General features: G+C 71.7%; 18 protein-coding genes. 15 read left to right on the top strand and 3 right to left on the bottom strand.

The window, feature by feature from the left end:
• Positions 1–128: 128 nt before the first annotated feature.
• Positions 129–452: a thioredoxin gene (gene trxA / locus FJ091_06175; GenBank protein ID MBM4382940.1), complete on the bottom strand. Its 324-nt coding sequence runs from the start codon at positions 450–452 to the stop codon at positions 129–131.
• Positions 453–661: 209 nt separating this feature from the next.
• On the opposite strand from trxA, the gene FJ091_06180 reads away from it, so the two are divergent.
• The 7 genes from FJ091_06180 to FJ091_06210 are packed head-to-tail and all read left to right on the top strand — an operon-like array spanning position 662 to position 6,926.
• On the top strand, positions 662–1,219 hold the full coding sequence (locus FJ091_06180) for a macro domain-containing protein (protein ID MBM4382941.1): 558 nt from the start codon (positions 662–664) through the stop codon (positions 1,217–1,219).
• A 7-nt stretch (positions 1,220–1,226) separates the two neighbouring features.
• Positions 1,227–2,018 (top strand): cytochrome c biogenesis protein CcsA, encoded by a 792-nt coding sequence (gene ccsA, locus FJ091_06185; protein ID MBM4382942.1) that lies wholly within the window; start codon positions 1,227–1,229, stop codon positions 2,016–2,018.
• Positions 2,015–3,304 carry a glutamyl-tRNA reductase gene (locus tag FJ091_06190; GenBank protein MBM4382943.1) on the top strand — a complete coding sequence of 430 codons (1,290 nt, stop codon included), beginning with the start codon at positions 2,015–2,017 and terminating at the stop codon, positions 3,302–3,304. The genes ccsA and FJ091_06190 overlap by 4 nt, the downstream gene beginning before the upstream one ends.
• Positions 3,301–4,233, top strand: coding sequence for a hydroxymethylbilane synthase (gene hemC, locus FJ091_06195; protein ID MBM4382944.1), 933 nt, complete (start codon positions 3,301–3,303; stop codon positions 4,231–4,233). The genes FJ091_06190 and hemC overlap by 4 nt, the downstream gene beginning before the upstream one ends.
• Positions 4,230–5,756, top strand: a complete 1,527-nt coding sequence (gene cobA / locus FJ091_06200) for a uroporphyrinogen-III C-methyltransferase (protein MBM4382945.1) — start codon at positions 4,230–4,232, stop codon at positions 5,754–5,756. The genes hemC and cobA overlap by 4 nt, the downstream gene beginning before the upstream one ends.
• On the top strand, positions 5,753–6,727 hold the full coding sequence (hemB, locus tag FJ091_06205; protein MBM4382946.1) for a porphobilinogen synthase: 975 nt from the start codon (positions 5,753–5,755) through the stop codon (positions 6,725–6,727). Before cobA ends, hemB begins: the two co-directional genes overlap by 4 nt.
• A 19-nt stretch (positions 6,728–6,746) precedes the next feature.
• On the top strand, positions 6,747–6,926 hold the full coding sequence (locus FJ091_06210) for a DUF4177 domain-containing protein (GenBank protein MBM4382947.1): 180 nt from the start codon (positions 6,747–6,749) through the stop codon (positions 6,924–6,926).
• A 19-nt stretch (positions 6,927–6,945) separates the two neighbouring features.
• Here FJ091_06210 and FJ091_06215 read toward each other — a convergent pair whose 3' ends face one another.
• Positions 6,946–7,935, bottom strand: a complete 990-nt coding sequence (locus tag FJ091_06215; protein ID MBM4382948.1) for an LLM class flavin-dependent oxidoreductase — start codon at positions 7,933–7,935, stop codon at positions 6,946–6,948.
• Entirely contained in the window at positions 7,932–8,309 is a 378-nt protein-coding gene (locus FJ091_06220) for a hypothetical protein (GenBank protein ID MBM4382949.1), read from the bottom strand. The genes FJ091_06215 and FJ091_06220 overlap by 4 nt, the downstream gene beginning before the upstream one ends.
• A gap of 125 nt (positions 8,310–8,434) precedes the next feature.
• On the opposite strand from FJ091_06220, the gene FJ091_06225 reads away from it, so the two are divergent.
• The 8 genes from FJ091_06225 (at position 8,435) to polA (ending at position 17,364) form a co-directional block, all read left to right on the top strand.
• The gene (locus tag FJ091_06225; GenBank protein ID MBM4382950.1) at positions 8,435–8,971 is read left to right on the top strand and encodes a CBS domain-containing protein; all 537 of its coding nucleotides are present in this window, start codon (positions 8,435–8,437) and stop codon (positions 8,969–8,971) included.
• Positions 8,972–9,041: 70 nt separating this feature from the next.
• Positions 9,042–9,863, top strand: a complete 822-nt coding sequence (locus FJ091_06230; protein ID MBM4382951.1) for a universal stress protein — start codon at positions 9,042–9,044, stop codon at positions 9,861–9,863.
• A gap of 58 nt (positions 9,864–9,921) precedes the next feature.
• Positions 9,922–10,962, top strand: a complete 1,041-nt coding sequence (gene lpxD, locus FJ091_06235; protein MBM4382952.1) for a UDP-3-O-(3-hydroxymyristoyl)glucosamine N-acyltransferase — start codon at positions 9,922–9,924, stop codon at positions 10,960–10,962.
• Positions 10,963–10,997: 35 nt separating this feature from the next.
• Positions 10,998–11,753 (top strand): ribonuclease HII, encoded by a 756-nt coding sequence (locus FJ091_06240; protein ID MBM4382953.1) that lies wholly within the window; start codon positions 10,998–11,000, stop codon positions 11,751–11,753.
• Complete coding sequence (locus FJ091_06245) at positions 11,750–12,730, top strand: tRNA pseudouridine(13) synthase TruD (GenBank protein ID MBM4382954.1); 981 nt, start codon at positions 11,750–11,752, stop codon at positions 12,728–12,730. The genes FJ091_06240 and FJ091_06245 overlap by 4 nt, the downstream gene beginning before the upstream one ends.
• A 60-nt stretch (positions 12,731–12,790) precedes the next feature.
• The gene (gene cysK, locus FJ091_06250; protein MBM4382955.1) at positions 12,791–13,744 is read left to right on the top strand and encodes a cysteine synthase A; all 954 of its coding nucleotides are present in this window, start codon (positions 12,791–12,793) and stop codon (positions 13,742–13,744) included.
• A gap of 18 nt (positions 13,745–13,762) precedes the next feature.
• Positions 13,763–14,383 carry a TetR/AcrR family transcriptional regulator gene (locus tag FJ091_06255; GenBank protein MBM4382956.1) on the top strand — a complete coding sequence of 207 codons (621 nt, stop codon included), beginning with the start codon at positions 13,763–13,765 and terminating at the stop codon, positions 14,381–14,383.
• Positions 14,384–14,640: 257 nt separating this feature from the next.
• A complete protein-coding gene (polA, locus tag FJ091_06260; protein MBM4382957.1) occupies positions 14,641–17,364 on the top strand; it encodes a DNA polymerase I in 2,724 nt (907 codons plus the stop codon).
• The last annotated feature ends 30 nt before the right edge of the window (positions 17,365–17,394 follow it).

A 17,394-nucleotide genomic window follows, 5' to 3' on the forward strand; every position in this document is an offset into this window, starting at 1 on the left:
GAGGTGTCTGCCAGTTGCGCGACCGCTCACGCAAGCGAAGCGCGCAGCGGAGGCGGCGTCTTCGCCGCCGAAGCGAAGTAAACAAGGAAGAGCGCGGCCGTGCCGCGTAATGGCAGGAAGCCAGCGCACTACAAGACTCGCTGGACCAGTTCCTCAAACGCTGAACGCGGCCGCGCGCCGGTGATTTGGCCGACGACGGCGCCGTTCTTGAAGGCGAGGACGGTGGGGATGGCGCGGACGCCGTACTTGCCGGGAGTCGCGGGGTTCTCGTCGATGTTCATCTTCACGACCTTCAGCTTGCCGTCGTACTGCGCGGAGAGGTCTTTGACGATCGGCGCGATCGCGCGGCAGGGCGCGCACCACTCGGCCCAGAAGTCGATCACGGTGGGGATGCTCGACTTCAGTACCTCGGCTTCGAAGTTCGCGTCGGTCACGTCGATGATGCCTGCCATCGCTGCGCTCTCCTGGGTGGGAATCGTGGTTGGCGGCGGAACGTGGCAGAGGATCGCCGCGCTCGCTCGCGAATTTGCGCAGCCGCGCGGCAAGTCGGGCGCAGCTCGCGCGCTTCGCGCGTAGCAGCGGGAGTTCGCGGCGGTTAGCTTGCGACATCTTCGATCTGCTCGATTTCGCTCGGCTTTTCGCCGCGTTCGGGGCTTCGCGCATGAGCGTTCGCATCACGCTGAAGGAAGGCGACATCGCGAGCGAAACGGCCGACGCGATCGTGAACGCGGCCAACAGCGCGCTCGTGCTCGGCAGCGGCGTTGCGGGTGCGATTCGCGCGAAGGGCGGCCCCGAGATTCAAGCCGAGTGCGACCGCCGCGGCCCGATCGCAGTCGGCGAGGCGGCCGTAACAACTGCGGGGAAGCTCGCTGCGCGCTTCGTGATTCACGCCGCCACCATGCCGCCGGGCGGCGGCGCCACGGAAGCGAGCGTGCGCGCCGCCATGAAGAGCGCGCTCGCCCGCGCGCGCGAGCTCGGGCTGAAGACGATTGCGGTGCCCGCGCTCGGCGCCGGCGTCGCGGGCTTCTCGCTGCAGCGCTGCGCGGAGGTGCTGCTCGAGGAAGCGCGCGCGCACGCGGCGGGCGAAACCTCGCTCGAGGAGATCCGGTTCGTGCTGTTCGGCGAGCCGGCCTATCGCATGTTCGAGATGGTGAACGACGCGGGCCGCGTCGCGGACCAGCTCGCGAAGCTGCGCGCCCGCCCGCGCGCGACTCGCTAGCCGCCACATGGCGACCGCGCTTCACGACGCCACCACGCTCGCGTACTTGCTCGCGGCGGTCGCGGCGGTGCTCGGCCTCGCGCTGCGCCTTCGCGCCGCGCAGCGCGCCGGCGTGGCCCTGCTGGCGCTCGGCGCCGGGCTCCACGCCGCCGCGTTCTGGGGCATGCACGCGCTCTCGCCGACGCCGTCGCTCACCGAGGCGCCGCTCGCCGCGTCGCTGATGGCGTGGCTCGCGGTCGTCTCGTTCCTGCTCTTGTTGTTGCGCGTGCGCGGCCTCGCGCTCTCGGCGCTGGTCGCCCCCGGCGCGTTCCTCGGGGCGCTCGCCGGCGCGCTCTGGCTCCGCATTCGCACCGGCGCAGGCGAGGAGATGCATCCCGCACTCGCGCATCTGCACGTCGTGCTCGCGAGCGCGGGCTTCGGCTTGCTCGCGGTCGCGGGCGCTGCGGGTGCGCTCTATCTCGCGCATCACAAGAGCATCAAGGAGCACCGCGCAGCGCCGAACTCGGCGCTGCCGTCGCTCGAGTCGCTCGACCGCGCGAACGGCGCCGCGCTCGCGCTCGGCTTCACGCTGCTCTCGCTCGGCGTGCTCTCGGGCATGCTGTGGGTGCTCGAGAGCGAAGGGCGGCTCTGGCCCGGCGGCTTGCACGCGAACGCGACGCTCGTGGCGTGGGTGATCTATGCGGTGATCACGCAGCTGCGGTTCTTCCGCCGGGAGAGCGCGCGCCGCGCCGCACTGCAGAGCGCGCTCGGCTTCGCGCTGCTCCTCGTCGTAGTGGTCGGCCTGCGGGTGCTGCCGTGAACTTGTTACTGCTCGGCCTCAGTCACCGCACCGCGCCGCTCGAGCTGCGCGAGCGCTACGCGGTCGACGACGCGCAGCCCGCGCTCGCGAAGCTCGTGCGCGCGGCCGAGATCGAGGAAGCGGTCGTGCTGTCGACCTGCAATCGCGTCGAGGTCCTCGTCGCGACGCGCGACCTCGACGCCGCGCGCGTGCGCCTGCGCGCGTTCTTCGAGCGCGAGCTCGCGCCCGACGAGGCGCCGCGCGCGCGTGAGCTCGAAGGCGCGCTCTACGAGCTGCACGACACGGCGGCGGTGAGGCATGCGTTCCGCGTCGCGTGCGCGGTCGACTCGCAGGTGGTCGGCGAGCCGCAGATCCTCGGGCAGGTGAAGGACGCCTACCGCGCGGCGGTCGCGAGCGGCGCGTGCGGGCCGATCCTCTCGCGCCTCTACCAGCGCGCGTTCGCGACCGCGAAGCGCGTGCGCAACGAGACGAAGATCTCGGAGCGCCCGATCTCGGTGGCGCGCGTCGCGGTGCAGCTCGCCGAGCAGATCTTCGAGTCGCTGCAGGACAAGTCCGCGCTGCTGGTCGGCGCCGGCGAGATGATCGAGCTCGCGCTCGAGACGCTCGTGAAGAGCGGCCTCGCGCAGGTGCGCGTCGCGAACCGCACGCCCGCGCGCGCAGCTGCGCTCGCGACGCGCTTCGGCGCGAGCGCGCACGGCCTCGGCGAGCTGCCGCAGCTCCTCGCGGCGAGCGATGTCGTGCTCACCTGCATCGGCGGTCACGAGCCGATTCTCACCGCGTCGCACTTCTCGCTCGCACTGCACGAGCGCCGCGAGCGTCCGATCTTCGCCATCGACATCGGCGTACCGCGCAACATCGCGCCCGCGGCGAACGAGCTCGAAGGCGTTTACCTCTACGACCTCGACGACCTGCAGGGCGTCGCGCGCGCGAACGCCGAAGAGCGCCGCCGTGAAGTCGAGCACGCCGAGGCGATCGTTCTGGAGGAGCAGCAGCGCTTCGACGGCTGGCTCGGCGCGCTCGCGGCGGTGCCGACGATCCGCGCGCTCGTCGACCGCGGCGAGGCCGTGCGCGCGGCCGAGCTGGAGCGCGCGCTCGCGGGCCTGACGCTCGGCGAGCGCGAGCGCGAAGCGGTCGAAGCCGCGACGCGCGCGATCGTGAGCAAGCTGCTGCACGCGCCGCTCGCGAAGCTGCGCGCGGAGCAAGACCGCGAGGCGGGCCTCGCGCAGCTCGAAGCAGCGCGCGGGCTGTTCGGGCTCGATGACGCGAGCGAGGCGGAAGAGGAATGAGCGCGCCGATTCGCATCGCCACGCGCGGCAGCGCGCTCGCGCTCGCGCAGGCGCGCATGGTCGGCGCCGCCGCGGAATCCGTAACAGGTCGCCCATTCGAGCTGCTCGTGCTCACGACCACCGGCGATCGCATCCAAGATCGCGCGCTCGCGGCGATCGGCGGCAAGGGGCTGTTCGTGAAGGAGATCCAGGAGGCGCTGCTCGACGGGCGCGCCGATCTCGCGGTGCACTCGGCGAAGGATCTGCCCTCGAAGACGCCCGACTCGCTCACCTTCGCAGCGTTCCCGCGCCGCGCCGATCCGCGCGACGCGCTCGTGGCGCGTGACTCCGCGCTGCGCGTCGCGACGCTGCCGCGCGGCGCGCGCATCGGAACGGGCAGCGTGCGCCGCACGAGCCAGCTGCGCGCGCGGCGCCCCGATCTCGAGATCGTGCCCATCCGCGGCAACGTCGACACGCGCCTGCGCAAGCTCGACGAGCTGGCGCTGCACGGCGTGATCCTCGCGTGCGCGGGGCTCGAGCGATTGGGGCTCGGCGAGCGAATCCACGAGCGCATCGAGCCGGCCGACGTGTTGCCCGCGGTCGGACAGGGCACGCTCGCCCTCGAAGTGCGCGCGGACGATGCGCTCGTGGGCGATCTCGCCGACCTCGACCACCCGCAGACGCGAGCGTGCCTTCACGCCGAGCGCGCCTTCCAAGCGGGGCTCGAAGGCGACTGCGCGGTGCCGATCGCCGCGTTCGCGGAGCTCGACAGCGTAGGGCGGCTGCGGCTGCGTGGGCTGGTCGCGAAGCCCGACGGCTCGCGCGTCGTGCGCGGCGAGATCGAGGCGAGCGCGAGCGATGCGATCCGCGCCGGCGATCAGCTCGCGCGCGAGCTGCGCGCGCGCGGCGGCGAGGAGATCCTCGCGGCGCTGCGCGGCTCGTCGCAATGAGCGGCAAGGTGACGCTCGTGGGGGCGGGCCCCGGCGCGCCTGACCTCATCACGGTGCGCGGCGAACGCGCGCTGCGCGAAGCCGATGCCGTCGTCTACGACGCGCTCGCCGCGGAGTCGCTGCTCGATCTCGCGCCCGAGCGCGCAGCTCGCATCGACGTCGGCCGCCGCGGCCACAGTGAGCCCGCGCGCACGCAGGAGGAGATCAGCGCGCTGCTCGTGAAGCTCGCGCGCGAGGGAAAGCGCGTCGTGCGCCTCAAGGGCGGCGACCCGTACGTGTTCGGGCGGGGTGGCGAGGAAGCTGCGGCCTGCCGCGCCGCCGGCGTGCCGTTCGAAGTCGTCCCGGGCATCACGTCCGCGATCGGCGCGCTCTCGCACGCGGGCATCCCCGTCACGGACCGCCGTCACTCCGCTTCGTTCGCCGTGGTCACGGGCCACAAGGATCCGGGCGCCGCCCGCGAGCACGTGCGCTTCGGCGAGCTCGCCCGCGCCGTCGACACGCTCGTGATCCTGATGGCGATGAAGAACCTCGAGGCGATCCTCGGCGAGGTGCTCGCGGGCGGGCGGGTGCCGGAGACGCCCGCGGCGTGCGTGATGCAGGGCGCGACCGGCGCGCAGCGCAGCGTGGTCGCGACACTCGCGACGCTCGCGACGCGCGTGCGCGAAGCGGGCCTCGCCGCGCCAGCGGCGGTCGTGATCGGCGACGTCGTACGCCTCGCGCCCGAGCTCGCGTGGTTCGAGCGGCTGCCGCTGTTCGGGAAGCGCGTGCTGATCACACGGCAAGCGAGCCAGTCGGGTGAATGGCGCCGCGCGCTCGAAGCCGCGGGCGCCGTGCCCGTGCTCACTCCGATGATCCGCACCGCGCCGGTACGAGACGACGCGGCGCTAGCGCGTGTGTTCGGTGCGCTCGGGACCTACGACTGGCTCGTCGCCGCGAGCGCGAACGCGCTGCGCGAGCTCGGCGCCGCAGCGCGCGAGCGCGGCGCGGATCTCGCGAAGCTGCGCGCGCGCGTCGCGTGCGTGGGTGAGGCGAGCGCCGCGTCGGCCCGCGAGATCGGCCTGACACCTCTGCCCGCGAGCGGCGGCGACGCGGAGCGCCTACTCGCGTGGCTGCGCGCGAACCACGAATGGCGCGGGCGGCGCGTGCTCTTGCCTCGCGCCGCGCTCGCGAGCGAGGCGCTGCCCGCGGGCTTGCGAGCCGAAGGCGCGCTCGTCGACGAGCTCCCGCTCTACCGCACCGAGGCCGCGCCCTTCGACCGCGACGCGCTCGTCGCGCGGCTCGCAGCGCGCGAGCTCGACGCGCTCGCGTTCGCGAGCCCGTCGGCGGTAAGGCACTTCGCTGCTGGCGTCGGCGCCGATGGAGTCGCAGCCGCCCGCGCCTCCGCGATCGTCGCGATCGGAACGATCACCGCCGACGCGTTGCGCAGTGCGGGCTTCGCGCCGAACGTCGTGGCCGAGACGCCGAGCGCCGCGGGCCTCGTGAGCGCACTCGAAGCGCACTTCACCGTGGAGGGATCGCGATGACGTTTCCGCGAACGCGCATGCGCCGCCTGCGCAGCAGCGAGGTGCTGCGACGCATGGTCCGCGAGACGAAGCTCTCGCGAGACGATCTCGTGCAGCCGCTGTTCGTCGTCGAAGGCAGCGGTGTGCGCGAGCCGATCTCTTCCATGCCCGGCCAGCACCGCTTCTCCGTGGACCAGCTCGTGCTCGAATGCAAGGAGCTCGCGGACCTGGGCGTGCCCGCGGTGATCCTGTTCGGCGTGCCCGACGAGAAGGACGCGCGCGGCTCGCAGGCCGATGCCGCGAGCGGCATCACGCAGCGCGCCGTCGCCGCGATCAAGGCGCAGGTGAGCGGGCTCGCGGTGATGACCGACGTGTGCCTGTGCGAGTACACCGACCACGGCCACTGCGGAATCGTCGATGGCGAACGCGTGCTGAACGATCCCTCGGTCGCCCGCCTCGCCGAGACCGCGCTCTCACACGCGCGCGCCGGCGCCGACATCGTCGCGCCCTCGGACATGATGGACGGCCGCGTCGCCGCGATCCGCACGCGCCTCGACGAGTGCGGCTTCGAGGACGTCGCGATCCTCGCCTACGCCGCGAAGTTCGCGAGCGCTTATTACGGGCCGTTCCGCGAGGCCGCCGAGAGCACGCCCGCGTTCGGCGACCGCCGCGCGTACCAGATGGATCCGCCGAACCGCCGCGAGGCGCTGCGCGAGATGCGCCTCGATCTCGAAGAAGGCGCCGACGCGCTGATGGTGAAACCCGCGACGCCGTACCTCGACGTGCTCGCCGACGCGCGCCGCGCGTTCGACGTGCCGCTCGCCGCGTATCACGTGAGCGGCGAGTACGCGATGGTGAAGGCCGCAGCCGAACGCGGCTGGCTCGACGGCGAGCGCGCGATGCACGAAGCGCTCGTCGGCATCAAACGCGCGGGCGCGGACATGATCCTCACCTACGCCGCGAAGGAGTTCGCGCGCAAGCTGGGGGCGTGACGCGCCGACAAGCCCGCCCATGCCGAGCACGTACAAAGTGGTCGAAACGAGCGACGTCACGGACGCCTCGCTCGAGCAGATCCTGAACGACTGGACCGCGCAGGGCTGGCGCTTCGAGTCGCTCCACTTCGCGATGCGCGAGTCCTCGCGCCGGCCGTCGATGGCGTTCGTGATGTTCGTGCGGGAAGCGCGCGAGTAGGCGCGGACCTCTCCGCTCGTCACGCGATCCCCGGCATCACCTCTTCTGCGAGCCGCTCCAGCGCCGCGTCCCTCTCGGACTCCGTCGCGCCCGGCACTTCGGTGCGCGCGACGACGAGGTCCATGCCGATGCGCTCGCGGTAGCGCACGAGCTCATCGCGCACGAACGCGACGCTGCCCACGATCGCGCGCGCGGAGATCGGCTCACTCGCAGCGCGCGCGAGTGCCGCGGGCGCGCGGCGCGCGGCGGCGAGCGCGTCGCCCGCGAGCGCATCCATCACGCGGCGCGCCTCGGCGTCACTGCCGGCGGCGTACGCGATGCGCATCACGGGCACGCGCGGCGTGCCGGGCGGCGGCTCGCCGCTGCGTTCCTCCTCCCACAGCGCGTAGTTCTCCGCGAGCGACTCGAGGCTCTCGAGCGGCGAAGCGAGATACGGGAGCGCGCGGCGCGCCGCTTGCTGTAGGCCCTTCTTCCCGAACGCAGCGACCACGAGCGGCGGATGCGGGCGCTGCACGGGCGCGAGCGCGAGCCGTAATGACTCACCGGGCTTTGCGGCGAAGTGCGGGCCCGTGAGCGGCACCGCTTCGCCCGCCCACGCCGCGAGCATCGCGTCGAGTGACTCGTCGAAGCGGTCGCGCTTCACGCTCGTGTCGACGCCGAATGCGGCGAACACGTTGGCGCGGAAGCCGCGGCCGAGGCCGATCAGCGCGCGGCCGGCGGAGATCGCGTCGAGGCTCGCGATCTCGGCGGCGAGGCGCAGCGGGTGATGCAGCGGCAACAACAGCGAGGTCGTCGCGAGGCGAATCTGGCGCGTGCGCGCGGCGATCGCGGCGAGCGTCGCGAGCGGGGCCGAGGTGGCGCCGGGATCGAAGTGGTGCTCGGGCACCCACAGCGAGTGGAGGCCGAGCGCGTCGGCGCGCTCCGCGAGCGCGAACGCGCGCGCCCAGCCCTGCGAAGTGTTGGGCGCCCACAGCGAGAGACCGAGGCGAAGGGGCGCCGCGCGGGTCACTCGCTCTCGGCCTTCTTCTTTTTCCTCTCGTCCTCGACGAAGCGGATCGTCGCGCTGACCTCGATCGTGCGGCCCTCGAGCAGGCGCTTCGCCACTTCGACGGGGTCCATCGCCGACAGCGCTTTGCCGAACTCACGCGAGACGCGGTCGAGGAACTCGGCGCGCGTCTTCTCGCTCTGCGCGACGACGAACTCGATCATCTCGCGCGGCGCGGTCTCGCCGAGTGCGCGGCGTAATGCCTCTTCGGTCATGAAGAAGCCGGTGAGGCCGAGTGTCATGCCGCGCTTCAGCAGGTCCGGCAGAAGGCCTCCGCCCTCGGCAGCGGCTTCCTTGCGGTTGGGGTTCGGGCGCTTGCGGGGCTCGTCGATGGCCATGGGGGCGAACCTACCACGCGTTCGTTCGCACTCGTTGCCTGCCGCCCGCGCAGCGGCTGCGACAACGTGCTCACGTCTGCGAGAAAACGCGAGGGAGTCGAGCGCAGCGCGCGTAGAATCGGCCCATGGCCGACCGGGTCCGCGACATCATGGAGACGAAGCTCGTCACGATCTCGGCGAGCGAGCGGCTCTCCACCGTCGACGACCTCATGACCCTCGGCCGCGTGCGCCACATCCCGGTCGTGCAAGCCGGGCGCCTCGTGGGCGTCGTCTCGCAGCGCGATCTGCTCAAGGCCTCGCTCTCCGCGCTGTCGCAGCGCAGCGAAGACGAGCGACGCGCGTTTCTGTCGGTCGTCGAGATCGCTCGTGTGATGTCGACTCCGCCGATCATCGTGACGCCCGACGCAACGATCGAGCAGGCCGCGGCGATCATGGCGCACAAGAAGATCGGCTGTCTGCCCGTGCTCGACGACGACGAGCTGGTCGGCATGCTCACCGAGACGGACATCCTGCGCTGGGTCGCGCGCGACGCACGCTTACGGAAGTTGTTACGGGCGATCGGCGCGTGGCGCGCGGCCTGCCTCAGCGCGGAGCCTCGTGTCAAGCGCGAAGTTCATGCCGCGCAGGCGCTCGCCACAGCGCGCCACCCGCGTTTTCGTTGACTTGACCCGCGGGGCGTGCGTACCCTCGATCGCTGCTCGGTCGCTGCGCGATGCAGCGTCGGGAGAGTGAATGCTCCAGTCGATCCTGATCGCGACCGACGGCTCCGACGCCGCACTGGCGGCGGAGCGTTATGGCGTCGCGCTCGCGACTCGACTGAAGGCGCGCGTCGCCGCGCTCTCGGTGATCGAGGAGCGCGTGTCATTGGGGCTGCGCGCGGATGGGCTCGGCGTCGCGCCCGGGCCAGTCGCGGCGGTGGAGGCGTTCCTCAAGTCGCGCGCTGAAGCCGCGGTGAAGCGCGTCGCCGACGCGGCGCGCGCGAAGGACTGCGAATGCTCGGTCGATGCCTCGCGCGGCATCGCCGACGACCGCATCGTCGAGCGCGCTCAGAGCGTGCAGCTAATCGTGCTCGGGCGCGACGGCGATCACGCGCAGGGGCGCACCCAGCTGATCGGCTCGGTCGTGGACGGGGTGATTCGCAAGACCGGGAAGAGCACGCTGATCGTGCCGGCAGTCTCGGAGCTCGGTGGGCCGGTCGTGCTGGCGTTCGACGGCTCCCCCGGCTCGCGCGTCGCGGCGCGCCTCGCGGTCGAGCTCGCGCAGCGCCTTGGTCAAGCGATTCACGTGTTCGTCGACTCGAAGGACAAGGGCCGCGCGACCGCGCGCTTCGACGAGGTGCGCCGCTTGTTAGGGGGCGCGCAGGTGCCGGTGCGCGAGGCGAGCTCGACGCTCGGGCGCCCCGACGTGAAGGTGGTCGACACCGCGCGCTCGGCGCGAGCGGGCTTGATCGTGATGGGCGCCTACGGGCGCAATCGCATGAGCGACTACTTCATCGGCAGCAACGCGGCGGCCGTGGTGCGCACGTCGCCGGTCGCGGTGCTGCTCGCGCGCTGACGCGAGCGAGGCGCGTCGCCCGCGCCTCGGCGCTCGGGCGTCTTGGGGAGATCGGCCAGTGGAACTCACGCTCGCGGAGCTGGCGGCTCGGCTCGGCGGGCGCGCGATCGACGGCGACGCGACCACGCGAGTCAGCGGCGTCGCCGCGCTCGAAGCGGCTGGCGCGCGCGACCTCGGCTTCGTGCGCAGCGCTTCATTCGCCGCACAGCTCGTGGAGTCGCGCGTCGCGGCGGTGATCGCTCCACCTGGCGTAGCCACGCACGGCAAGCCCACGCTGCGTTCGCCCGCGCCGAGCCTCGACTTCGCGCGCGCTGCTGCGCTGCTCGTACCGCGTGCACGGCCCGCGGCGGGCGTTCATGCCCGCGCGTTCGTCGACTCGAGCGCGAGTGTCGACGCGAGCGCAGCGATCGGCCCGCTCGCGAGCGTGGGCGCCGGCGCGCGCATCGGCGCTCGCACGATCGTGCACGCAAACGTCGCGATCGGAGACGGCGCCGTGATCGGCGCCGACTGCGAGCTGCACGCGGGCGCGAGCGTGGGCGCGGGCTGCCAGTTGGGGGATCGCGTGATCCTCCAGCCCGGCTGCGCGATCGGCGGCGACGGCTTCGGCTACGAGCAGGGCGAGAGCGGCGCGCTCGAGAAAGTCCCGCAGCTCGGGAACGTCGTGCTCGAGGACGACGTCGAGGTCGGCGCGAACTCGACGATCGACCGCGCGCGCCTCGGAACGACGCGTGTCGGGCGCGGCTCGAAGATCGACAACCTCGTGCAGATCGCGCACAACGTGGAGATCGGCGCGCACTCCGTCGTCGTCGCGCAGAGCGGCATCGCCGGCAGCACGAAGACGGGCGAGCGTGTGTTCTTCATGGCGCAGTCGGGAGCCTTGGGTCACCTGGAGATCGGCGCGGGCAGCTTCATCGCGGCGCGCGGTGTTGCCGACTCCAACTTGCCGCCGGGCAGCCGCATCTTCGGCTTCCCGCCGCTCGCGGGCCGCGCGTGGCATCGTGCCAACGCGTGGTTCGCGCGCTTGCCGGAGCTCGCGCGCCGCCTGCGCGCGCTCGAGCGCAGGCTCGGCGTGAGCGCGGGCGAGGAGCGCGAGAAGTGACGCGCGTGGAGGACGAGCCGCTCGCGGCGCTCCGCTTGCGCGCCGCGGCGCTCGACTCTGTCGCGGACCTGCGGCGCTTCGCGGCGCGTCTCGCTCGCGACGAGCGCGCCGGCGCGCAGCAGCTGCGCGCTCTCGCCGCCGCGCGAGCGGACGCACTCGCAGCGGAGCGGCGCCGCATCGCGGGCCTGTTCTCGCGCCGCGCGCGGCTCGAGCGCGCGGGGGCACGGGCGATCGCGGGCGTCGACGAAGTGGGCGTCGGTCCGCTCGCGGGCCCCGTCGTCGCCTGCGCGGTGGTCTTCGCCGAGCGGCCGTGGCTGCCGGGTCTCGGCGACTCGAAGCAGCTCACGCGCGCGCAGCGCGAGCGCCTCGACGGCGAGATCCGCAAGCAAGCGCACGCGATCGGCGTCGCGGAGGTGTGGCCCGCGGAGATCGATCGCCTGAACGTGTATCGCGCCGCGCTCGAGGCGATGCGCCGCGCCGTGCTCGCGCTCGGCGTCGCGCCGGATCACTTGTTAGTGGACGCGCGCGTGGTGCCCGGCCTCGCGATTCCTCAGACGCCGCTCATCGGCGGCGACGCGCGCGACGGCTCGATCGCTGCGGCGTCGATCGTGGCGAAGGTGCACCGCGACGCGCTGATGCAGCGCCTCGACGCCGGGCATCCGGGCTACGGCTTCGCGCAGAACAAGGGCTACGGCACCGCAGATCATCTCGCCGCGTTGCGCCGCCTCGGTCCGACGCCGCTGCATCGCCGCAGCTTCGCGCCGGTATCGCAGCTGAGCTTGTTCAAGTGAAGCTCGGCGCCTCTCCCGAAGACTTCGTCGTCGACGAGATTCCGCTCTACGCGCCGAGCGGCGAGGGCGCGCACACGTTCGTGCGTATCGAGAAACGGCTGCGCACGACGGAGGAGGTGGCGCGCCTGCTCGCGCGACACGCAAACGTCTCGCCCGCGGACGTTGGCTACGCGGGGCGCAAGGACAAGGTCGCGGTCACGCGGCAGTGGTTCTCGGCGCCCGATCTCGATCCGGCTGCCGCGCTCGCGCTCGAAGCCGACGGCGTGCGGGTGCTCGAGGTGGCGCGGCATGCACACCGCCTGCGCGTGGGGCAGCTGCGCGGCAATCGCTTCGAGCTCGTCGTGCGCGAGCTCGCGCCCGAACAGGTCGCCGGCGCGGCGAGCGCTGCGGAGCGCATCCGCACGCGCGGGCTCCCCAACAAGTTCGGTGCGCAGCGCTTCGGGCGCGACGGCGACAACGCGGAGCGCGCCCGCGCGCTGCTGGCGGGCGCGAACCCGGGGCGCGATCGGCGCGCGGCGCGTTTTCTTCTGTCCGCGCTGCAGTCCGAGGTTTTTAACGCGTTCCTCACCGCGCGACCGCTCGCCCTCGACGCGATCGAGGAGGGGGAGGTCGCCTACCTGCATGCCTCGGGCGGCGCGTTCGTGGTGGAGGACCTCGCGCGCGAGGCGCCTCGCGTCGCGAGCTTCGAGATCAGCGCGAGCGGCCCCATCTTCGGGACGAAGTTGCTCGCGCCGCGCGGCGCCGCGGCCGAGCGAGAGGCCGCCGCGTTGCGCGCGGCGGGCGTGCCGGAACGGATCGTGCCGCCGCGGGGCATCAAGCTGCGAGGGGCCCGGCGGCCCATCCGGGTGCCGGTGCCGGACCTCAGGGCCGAGGCGCTCGCTACCGACGCGGTGCGCCTCGCTTTCACGTTGCCTGCGGGTAGCTATGCCACGGTGCTCGCAGATGCCCTCTTTACTGAGTCCGCGGCGCGGGCGTAACGTTCCGCCTTCCGCGGCGCTGCCCGTCGCGCTGCGCGCCCGTCATCAGGAGTCCAGTCGATGCGCATTGCCGCCAACGTCACCGAGTTGATCGGCCGCACGCCGCTCGTACGCCTCAACAAGGTCACCGCGGGCGCGCCCGCGCAGATCGTCGCGAAGCTCGAGAGCCAGAATCCCGCCGACAGCGTGAAAGACCGCATCGGCCTCGCGATGATCGAGGCCGCTGAGCGCGATGGTCTGATCACGCCGGGGAAGACCACGATCGTCGAGCCCACCAGCGGCAACACCGGCATCGCGCTCGCGTTCGTCGCGGCGGTGAAGGGTTATCAATGCGTGCTCACGATGCCGGAGAGCATGAGCCTCGAGCGCCGCATCACGCTGCGCGCGTTCGGCGCGAAGCTGGTGCTGACGGATCCCGCCAAGGGCATGCGCGGCGCGATCGAGAAGGCGAACGAGATCGCCGCACGAATCCCTAACAGCTTCATCCCGCAGCAGTTCATGAATCCCGCCAACCCCGAGGTTCACCGCAAGACGACCGCGGAAGAGATCTGGGCAGACACGGATGGCCAGGTCGACGCACTCATCGCAGGCGTCGGCACGGGCGGCACGATCACGGGCGTGACGCAAGTCGTGAAGGCGCGGCGCCCGAGCTTCCAGGCCATTGCGGTCGAGCCCACCGACAGCCCCGTGCTCTCGGGCGGCGCGCCCGGCAAGCACAAGATTCAGGGCATCGGCGCTGGCTTCAAACCCGACGTGCTCGACATGAAGCTCGTCGACCAAGTGATCCAGGTGACGAACGACGAGGCCTTCGAGATGGCGCGCCGGCTCGCGCGCGAGGAAGGCATCTTCTGCGGCATCTCGTCGGGCGCGAACGTCGCCGCCGCGATCAAGTACGCGAAGCAGCCCGGTAACCAGAACAAGCTCGTGGTCGTGATCATCCCGAGCTTCGGCGAGCGATATCTCAACACCGACTTGATGGCGCCGTACCGGTATGAAGGCAGCGACGAAGTCTGACGCCGCGATGCGGTCGACGTGACCGCGACCGAGAGGAAGGCGCAGCAGCGCGCCAAGATCCTCGACGCGGCGCGGCAGGTGTTCTTCCGCGACGGCTTCGTCGCCGCGAACCTCGACGAAGTCGCGGCGATCGCGGGCGTCGCGAAGGGCACCCTCTACCGCTACTTCGCGAACAAGGCGGACCTCTACGTCGCGCTGCTCTCCGACAACGGCGACAAGTTCGTGGCGAAGATGCGCGGCGCCGCCGCGACCAAGGGCAGCGCCAGCGACAAGATCCGCGCGCTCGGCAAGTTCTACTACGGCCACTGGGCCGACAACCGGGACTACTTCCAGATCTTCTGGGCGCTCGATAATCAGGGCCTGATCGGCGTGCTGCCGCCGTCGCTCGTCGGCCAGGTGAAGGATCTCTGGGAGACCTGCCTGCACGTCCTCTCGGACGTGATCGAGGGTGGCGTGAAGTCCGGCGAGTTCGGCCCCTGCGATCCGTGGGAAGTCGCGAACTTGTTATGGACCGTCTCGAACGGCTTGATCCAGACCGAGCACGTGATGACGCGCAAGGAGCTTCGCCACAAGCCGCTCGACGTGATGTTCGACGACGGCTTGGAGTTGTTTCTTAGGGGGTTGGCGCGCGCGAGCTGAGGGGCTTCGGCGTGGGGCCGAGGTCCACCGTCGTCGAATCTTCCTTGTTGACTTCGCAAAGCGCGTCGAAGACTCCGCGCTTTGCTGCGCGCTTCGCTTGCGGTCTCGGCCGACGTGCTTGGGAGAAGCGTTCGACTTCGAGGATGGGAGGGCGCGCGGGAGAGCGCGTGGCGGTTGAAGCGCGGCGTTTGAAGCGTGGCGGTTGAAGATGGGGCGGCGCCACTGCGTTGCGTGCGCGCGCGATCTAGTGTGCGCCGATGCCTCGGCTGGTCGTCATCGATGCGGCGAACGCGCTGTACCGCGCGTTCTTTGCGCTGCCGCCGCTGCGGAGTCCGAGTGGGGTGGCGACGGGGGCGGTGTTCGGGTTCGCGAACATGCTGCGCAAGCTCGTGCGCGAGGAGAAGCCGGACGCGATTGCGGTGGCGATGGATCCGCGCGGCGGGAGCTTTCGGCGCGAGCTGTATCCCGAGTACAAGGCGACGCGCGATGCGCAGCCGGAGGATCTGAGCGCGCAGCTGCCGCTCGCGCGCGAGCTGATCGACGCGTGGAAGCTGCCCGTGCTCGAGGTGAAGGGCTTCGAGGCGGACGACGTGATCGCGACGCTCGCGACGACGGCGCCCGCGGGCTGGGAAGTCGTGATCGTGTCGAGCGACAAGGACTTGATGCAGCTCGTGGGCGGTCGCGTCGTGCTCTACGACGGCATGAAGGACAAGCGCATCGGCCCGGCCGAGGTGACGGAGCGCTTCGGCGTTGGCCCCGAGAAGCTGCTCGACGTGCGCGCGCTGGTGGGCGACTCGTCGGACAACATCCCCGGCGTGAAGGGCATCGGCGAGAAGGGCGCCGCAGCCCTCATCACCGAGTACGGAACGCTCGAGAACCTGCTCGCGCACGCGAGCGACGTGAAGGCGAAGAAGGCGCGCGAAGCGCTGCTCGCGCAGGCCGACGCTGCGCGGCTCTCGAAGCAGCTCGCGACGCTGCGCACCGACGTGCCGCTGCCGCTCGGCGTCGACGCGCTCGCGCCGCACGCGCCCGACCGCGCTGCGCTGCGCGAGCTCTACAAGCGGCTCGGCTTCGCGCGGCTGGTGGAGGAGATCGACGCGGAGCTGGCGGGAGCTGCGCAGAACGGCGCGCGCGCGGACGCGAGCAAGGCTGTGCCTGCGGTCGCGGCGGGCCACGCGCCCGTGTCGTGCGACGTGCTTCGCGACTTCGCGGCGCTGCGTGCTGCGATCACGTCGCTCGCGAGCGCGGAGCGCGTCGCCATCGTGCTCGTGGGCGACACGGAGCCCGGCGGGATGCCGGCCGTGCCCGCAGGCATCGCACTGTGCGGTGATCCCTCACGCACGTTCTATCTCCCGCTCGCGCACGATCTCCTCGGCGGCGCGCAGCTCGCGTGGAGCGAGGCGAGCGCGGAGCTGTTCGCGCTCTTCGCAGGGCCCGCGCCGCGGCCGTGGGTCGCGAGCGACACGAAGCGCGTGCAGTCGCTGCTCGCCGAAGCGGGCGGCGAGGCGAAGCTGCCCGCGCTCGACGTGCAGCTCGCCGCGTTCCTGCTCGACCCGGCCGGTGCGAGCACGACGCAGGCGCTCGCGCAGCAGCTGTCGGGGCGCGAGCTGCGAACGTTCGAGGATCTCGCGGGCCGCGGCGCGAAGGCGCGCCCCGCGAGCACGCTCAGCGCCGAGGAAGCCGGCGGTTGGGCAGCGGAGGAGGCGAGCGCGCTGCTCGCGCTCGCGCCCGTGATCGAGCAGCGCATCCGCGCGGACGAGCTCGAGCCGCTGCTGCGCGACATCGAGCTGCCCCTGACGGCCGTGCTGTCCGCGATGGAGCGCGCCGGCGTGCGCATCGACGAGGCGAAGCTCGCGGCGCTCTCGAAGCAGTACGAGGCCGACCTCGCGCGCATCGAGGGCGAGATCTACGCGCTCGCCGGCGAGCGCTTCCAGATCAACTCGCCGAAGCAGCTCGCGACGGTGCTGTTCGAGAAGCTGAAGCTGCCCGCGGTGAAGAAGACGAAGACGGGCTTCTCGACCGACGAGAGCGTCCTGGAGCAGCTCGCACCCCAGCACGCATTGCCCGCCGCGATCCTCGCGTGGCGCAAGCTCGCGAAGCTGAGGAGCACCTACGTCGATGCGCTCCCACCGCTCGTGAACGCGCGCACCGGCCGCATCCATCCCACGTTCAATCAGATCGGCGCCGCGACGGGCCGGCTCTCCTCGACGCACCCGAACGTGCAGAACATCCCGATCCGCAGCGAAGAGGGCATCCGCATCCGCGAGGCGTTCATTCCCGCGGAGGGGATGAAGCTGCTCTCGGCGGACTACTCACAGGTGGAGCTGCGCATCGTCGCGCACTACTCGGGCGACGAGAGCCTGATCGACGCATTCGCGAAGGGCGAAGACATCCATCGCCGCACGGCGGCCGAAGTCGCGGGCATCGACCCGAGCGAAGTCAGCGCGGACCAGCGCGCGCACGCGAAGGCGATCAACTTCGGGATCATCTACGGCAGCTCGGCGTTCGGCATCGCAAACCAGTTAGGGATCGCGCAGGCCGAGGCGCAGGACACGATCAACCGTTACTTCGCTCGCTACCGCGGCGTGCGGCGCTTCCTCGACGAGACGATCGCCGCCGCGAGCGAGGCAGGCTACGTGCGCACCTTGTTAGGGCGCCGCCGCTACCTGCCGGATCTGCGCTCGCGCAATCGCGCGCTGCGCCAGGCCGCCGAGCGCATGGCGGTGAACACGGTGATCCAGGGCACTGCCGCCGATCTGATCAAGAAGGCGATGGTCGAGGTGCAGCAGGCGCTGCACGACGCCGGCCTGCGTGCGCGCATGCTGCTGCAGGTGCACGACGAGCTCGTGTTCGAGGCGCCGGAGCGGGAGCTCGGCGAGCTGACCGCGCTCGTGAAGAAGCACATGGGGGGCGTCTACGCGCTGAGCGTGCCCCTCGTCGCCGACGTAGGGGTGGGTAAGAACTGGCGCGAGGCCCACTGACCCATGCATCGCTCCGGCAGCGCGGGCGCA

Source organism: Deltaproteobacteria bacterium (assembly GCA_016875395.1).
GTDB lineage: Bacteria > Myxococcota_A > UBA9160 > UBA9160 > UBA6930 > VGRF01.

What these genes read in the sequence shown, in the direction of transcription:
- hemB (MBM4382946.1), top strand. Translation starts at nt 5,753, where the DNA reads ATGACGTTTCCGCGAACGCGCATGCGCCGCCTGCGCAGCAGCGAGGTG.
- hemC (MBM4382944.1), top strand. Translation starts at nt 3,301, where the DNA reads ATGAGCGCGCCGATTCGCATCGCCACGCGCGGCAGCGCGCTCGCGCTC.
- trxA (MBM4382940.1), bottom strand. Translation starts at nt 452, where the DNA reads ATGGCAGGCATCATCGACGTGACCGACGCGAACTTCGAAGCCGAGGTA.
- polA (MBM4382957.1), top strand. Translation starts at nt 14,641, where the DNA reads ATGCCTCGGCTGGTCGTCATCGATGCGGCGAACGCGCTGTACCGCGCG.
- FJ091_06225 (MBM4382950.1), top strand. Translation starts at nt 8,435, where the DNA reads ATGGCCGACCGGGTCCGCGACATCATGGAGACGAAGCTCGTCACGATC.
- cysK (MBM4382955.1), top strand. Translation starts at nt 12,791, where the DNA reads ATGCGCATTGCCGCCAACGTCACCGAGTTGATCGGCCGCACGCCGCTC.
- cobA (MBM4382945.1), top strand. Translation starts at nt 4,230, where the DNA reads ATGAGCGGCAAGGTGACGCTCGTGGGGGCGGGCCCCGGCGCGCCTGAC.
- FJ091_06180 (MBM4382941.1), top strand. Translation starts at nt 662, where the DNA reads ATGAGCGTTCGCATCACGCTGAAGGAAGGCGACATCGCGAGCGAAACG.
- ccsA (MBM4382942.1), top strand. Translation starts at nt 1,227, where the DNA reads ATGGCGACCGCGCTTCACGACGCCACCACGCTCGCGTACTTGCTCGCG.
- FJ091_06230 (MBM4382951.1), top strand. Translation starts at nt 9,042, where the DNA reads ATGCTCCAGTCGATCCTGATCGCGACCGACGGCTCCGACGCCGCACTG.
- FJ091_06220 (MBM4382949.1), bottom strand. Translation starts at nt 8,309, where the DNA reads ATGGCCATCGACGAGCCCCGCAAGCGCCCGAACCCCAACCGCAAGGAA.
- FJ091_06210 (MBM4382947.1), top strand. Translation starts at nt 6,747, where the DNA reads ATGCCGAGCACGTACAAAGTGGTCGAAACGAGCGACGTCACGGACGCC.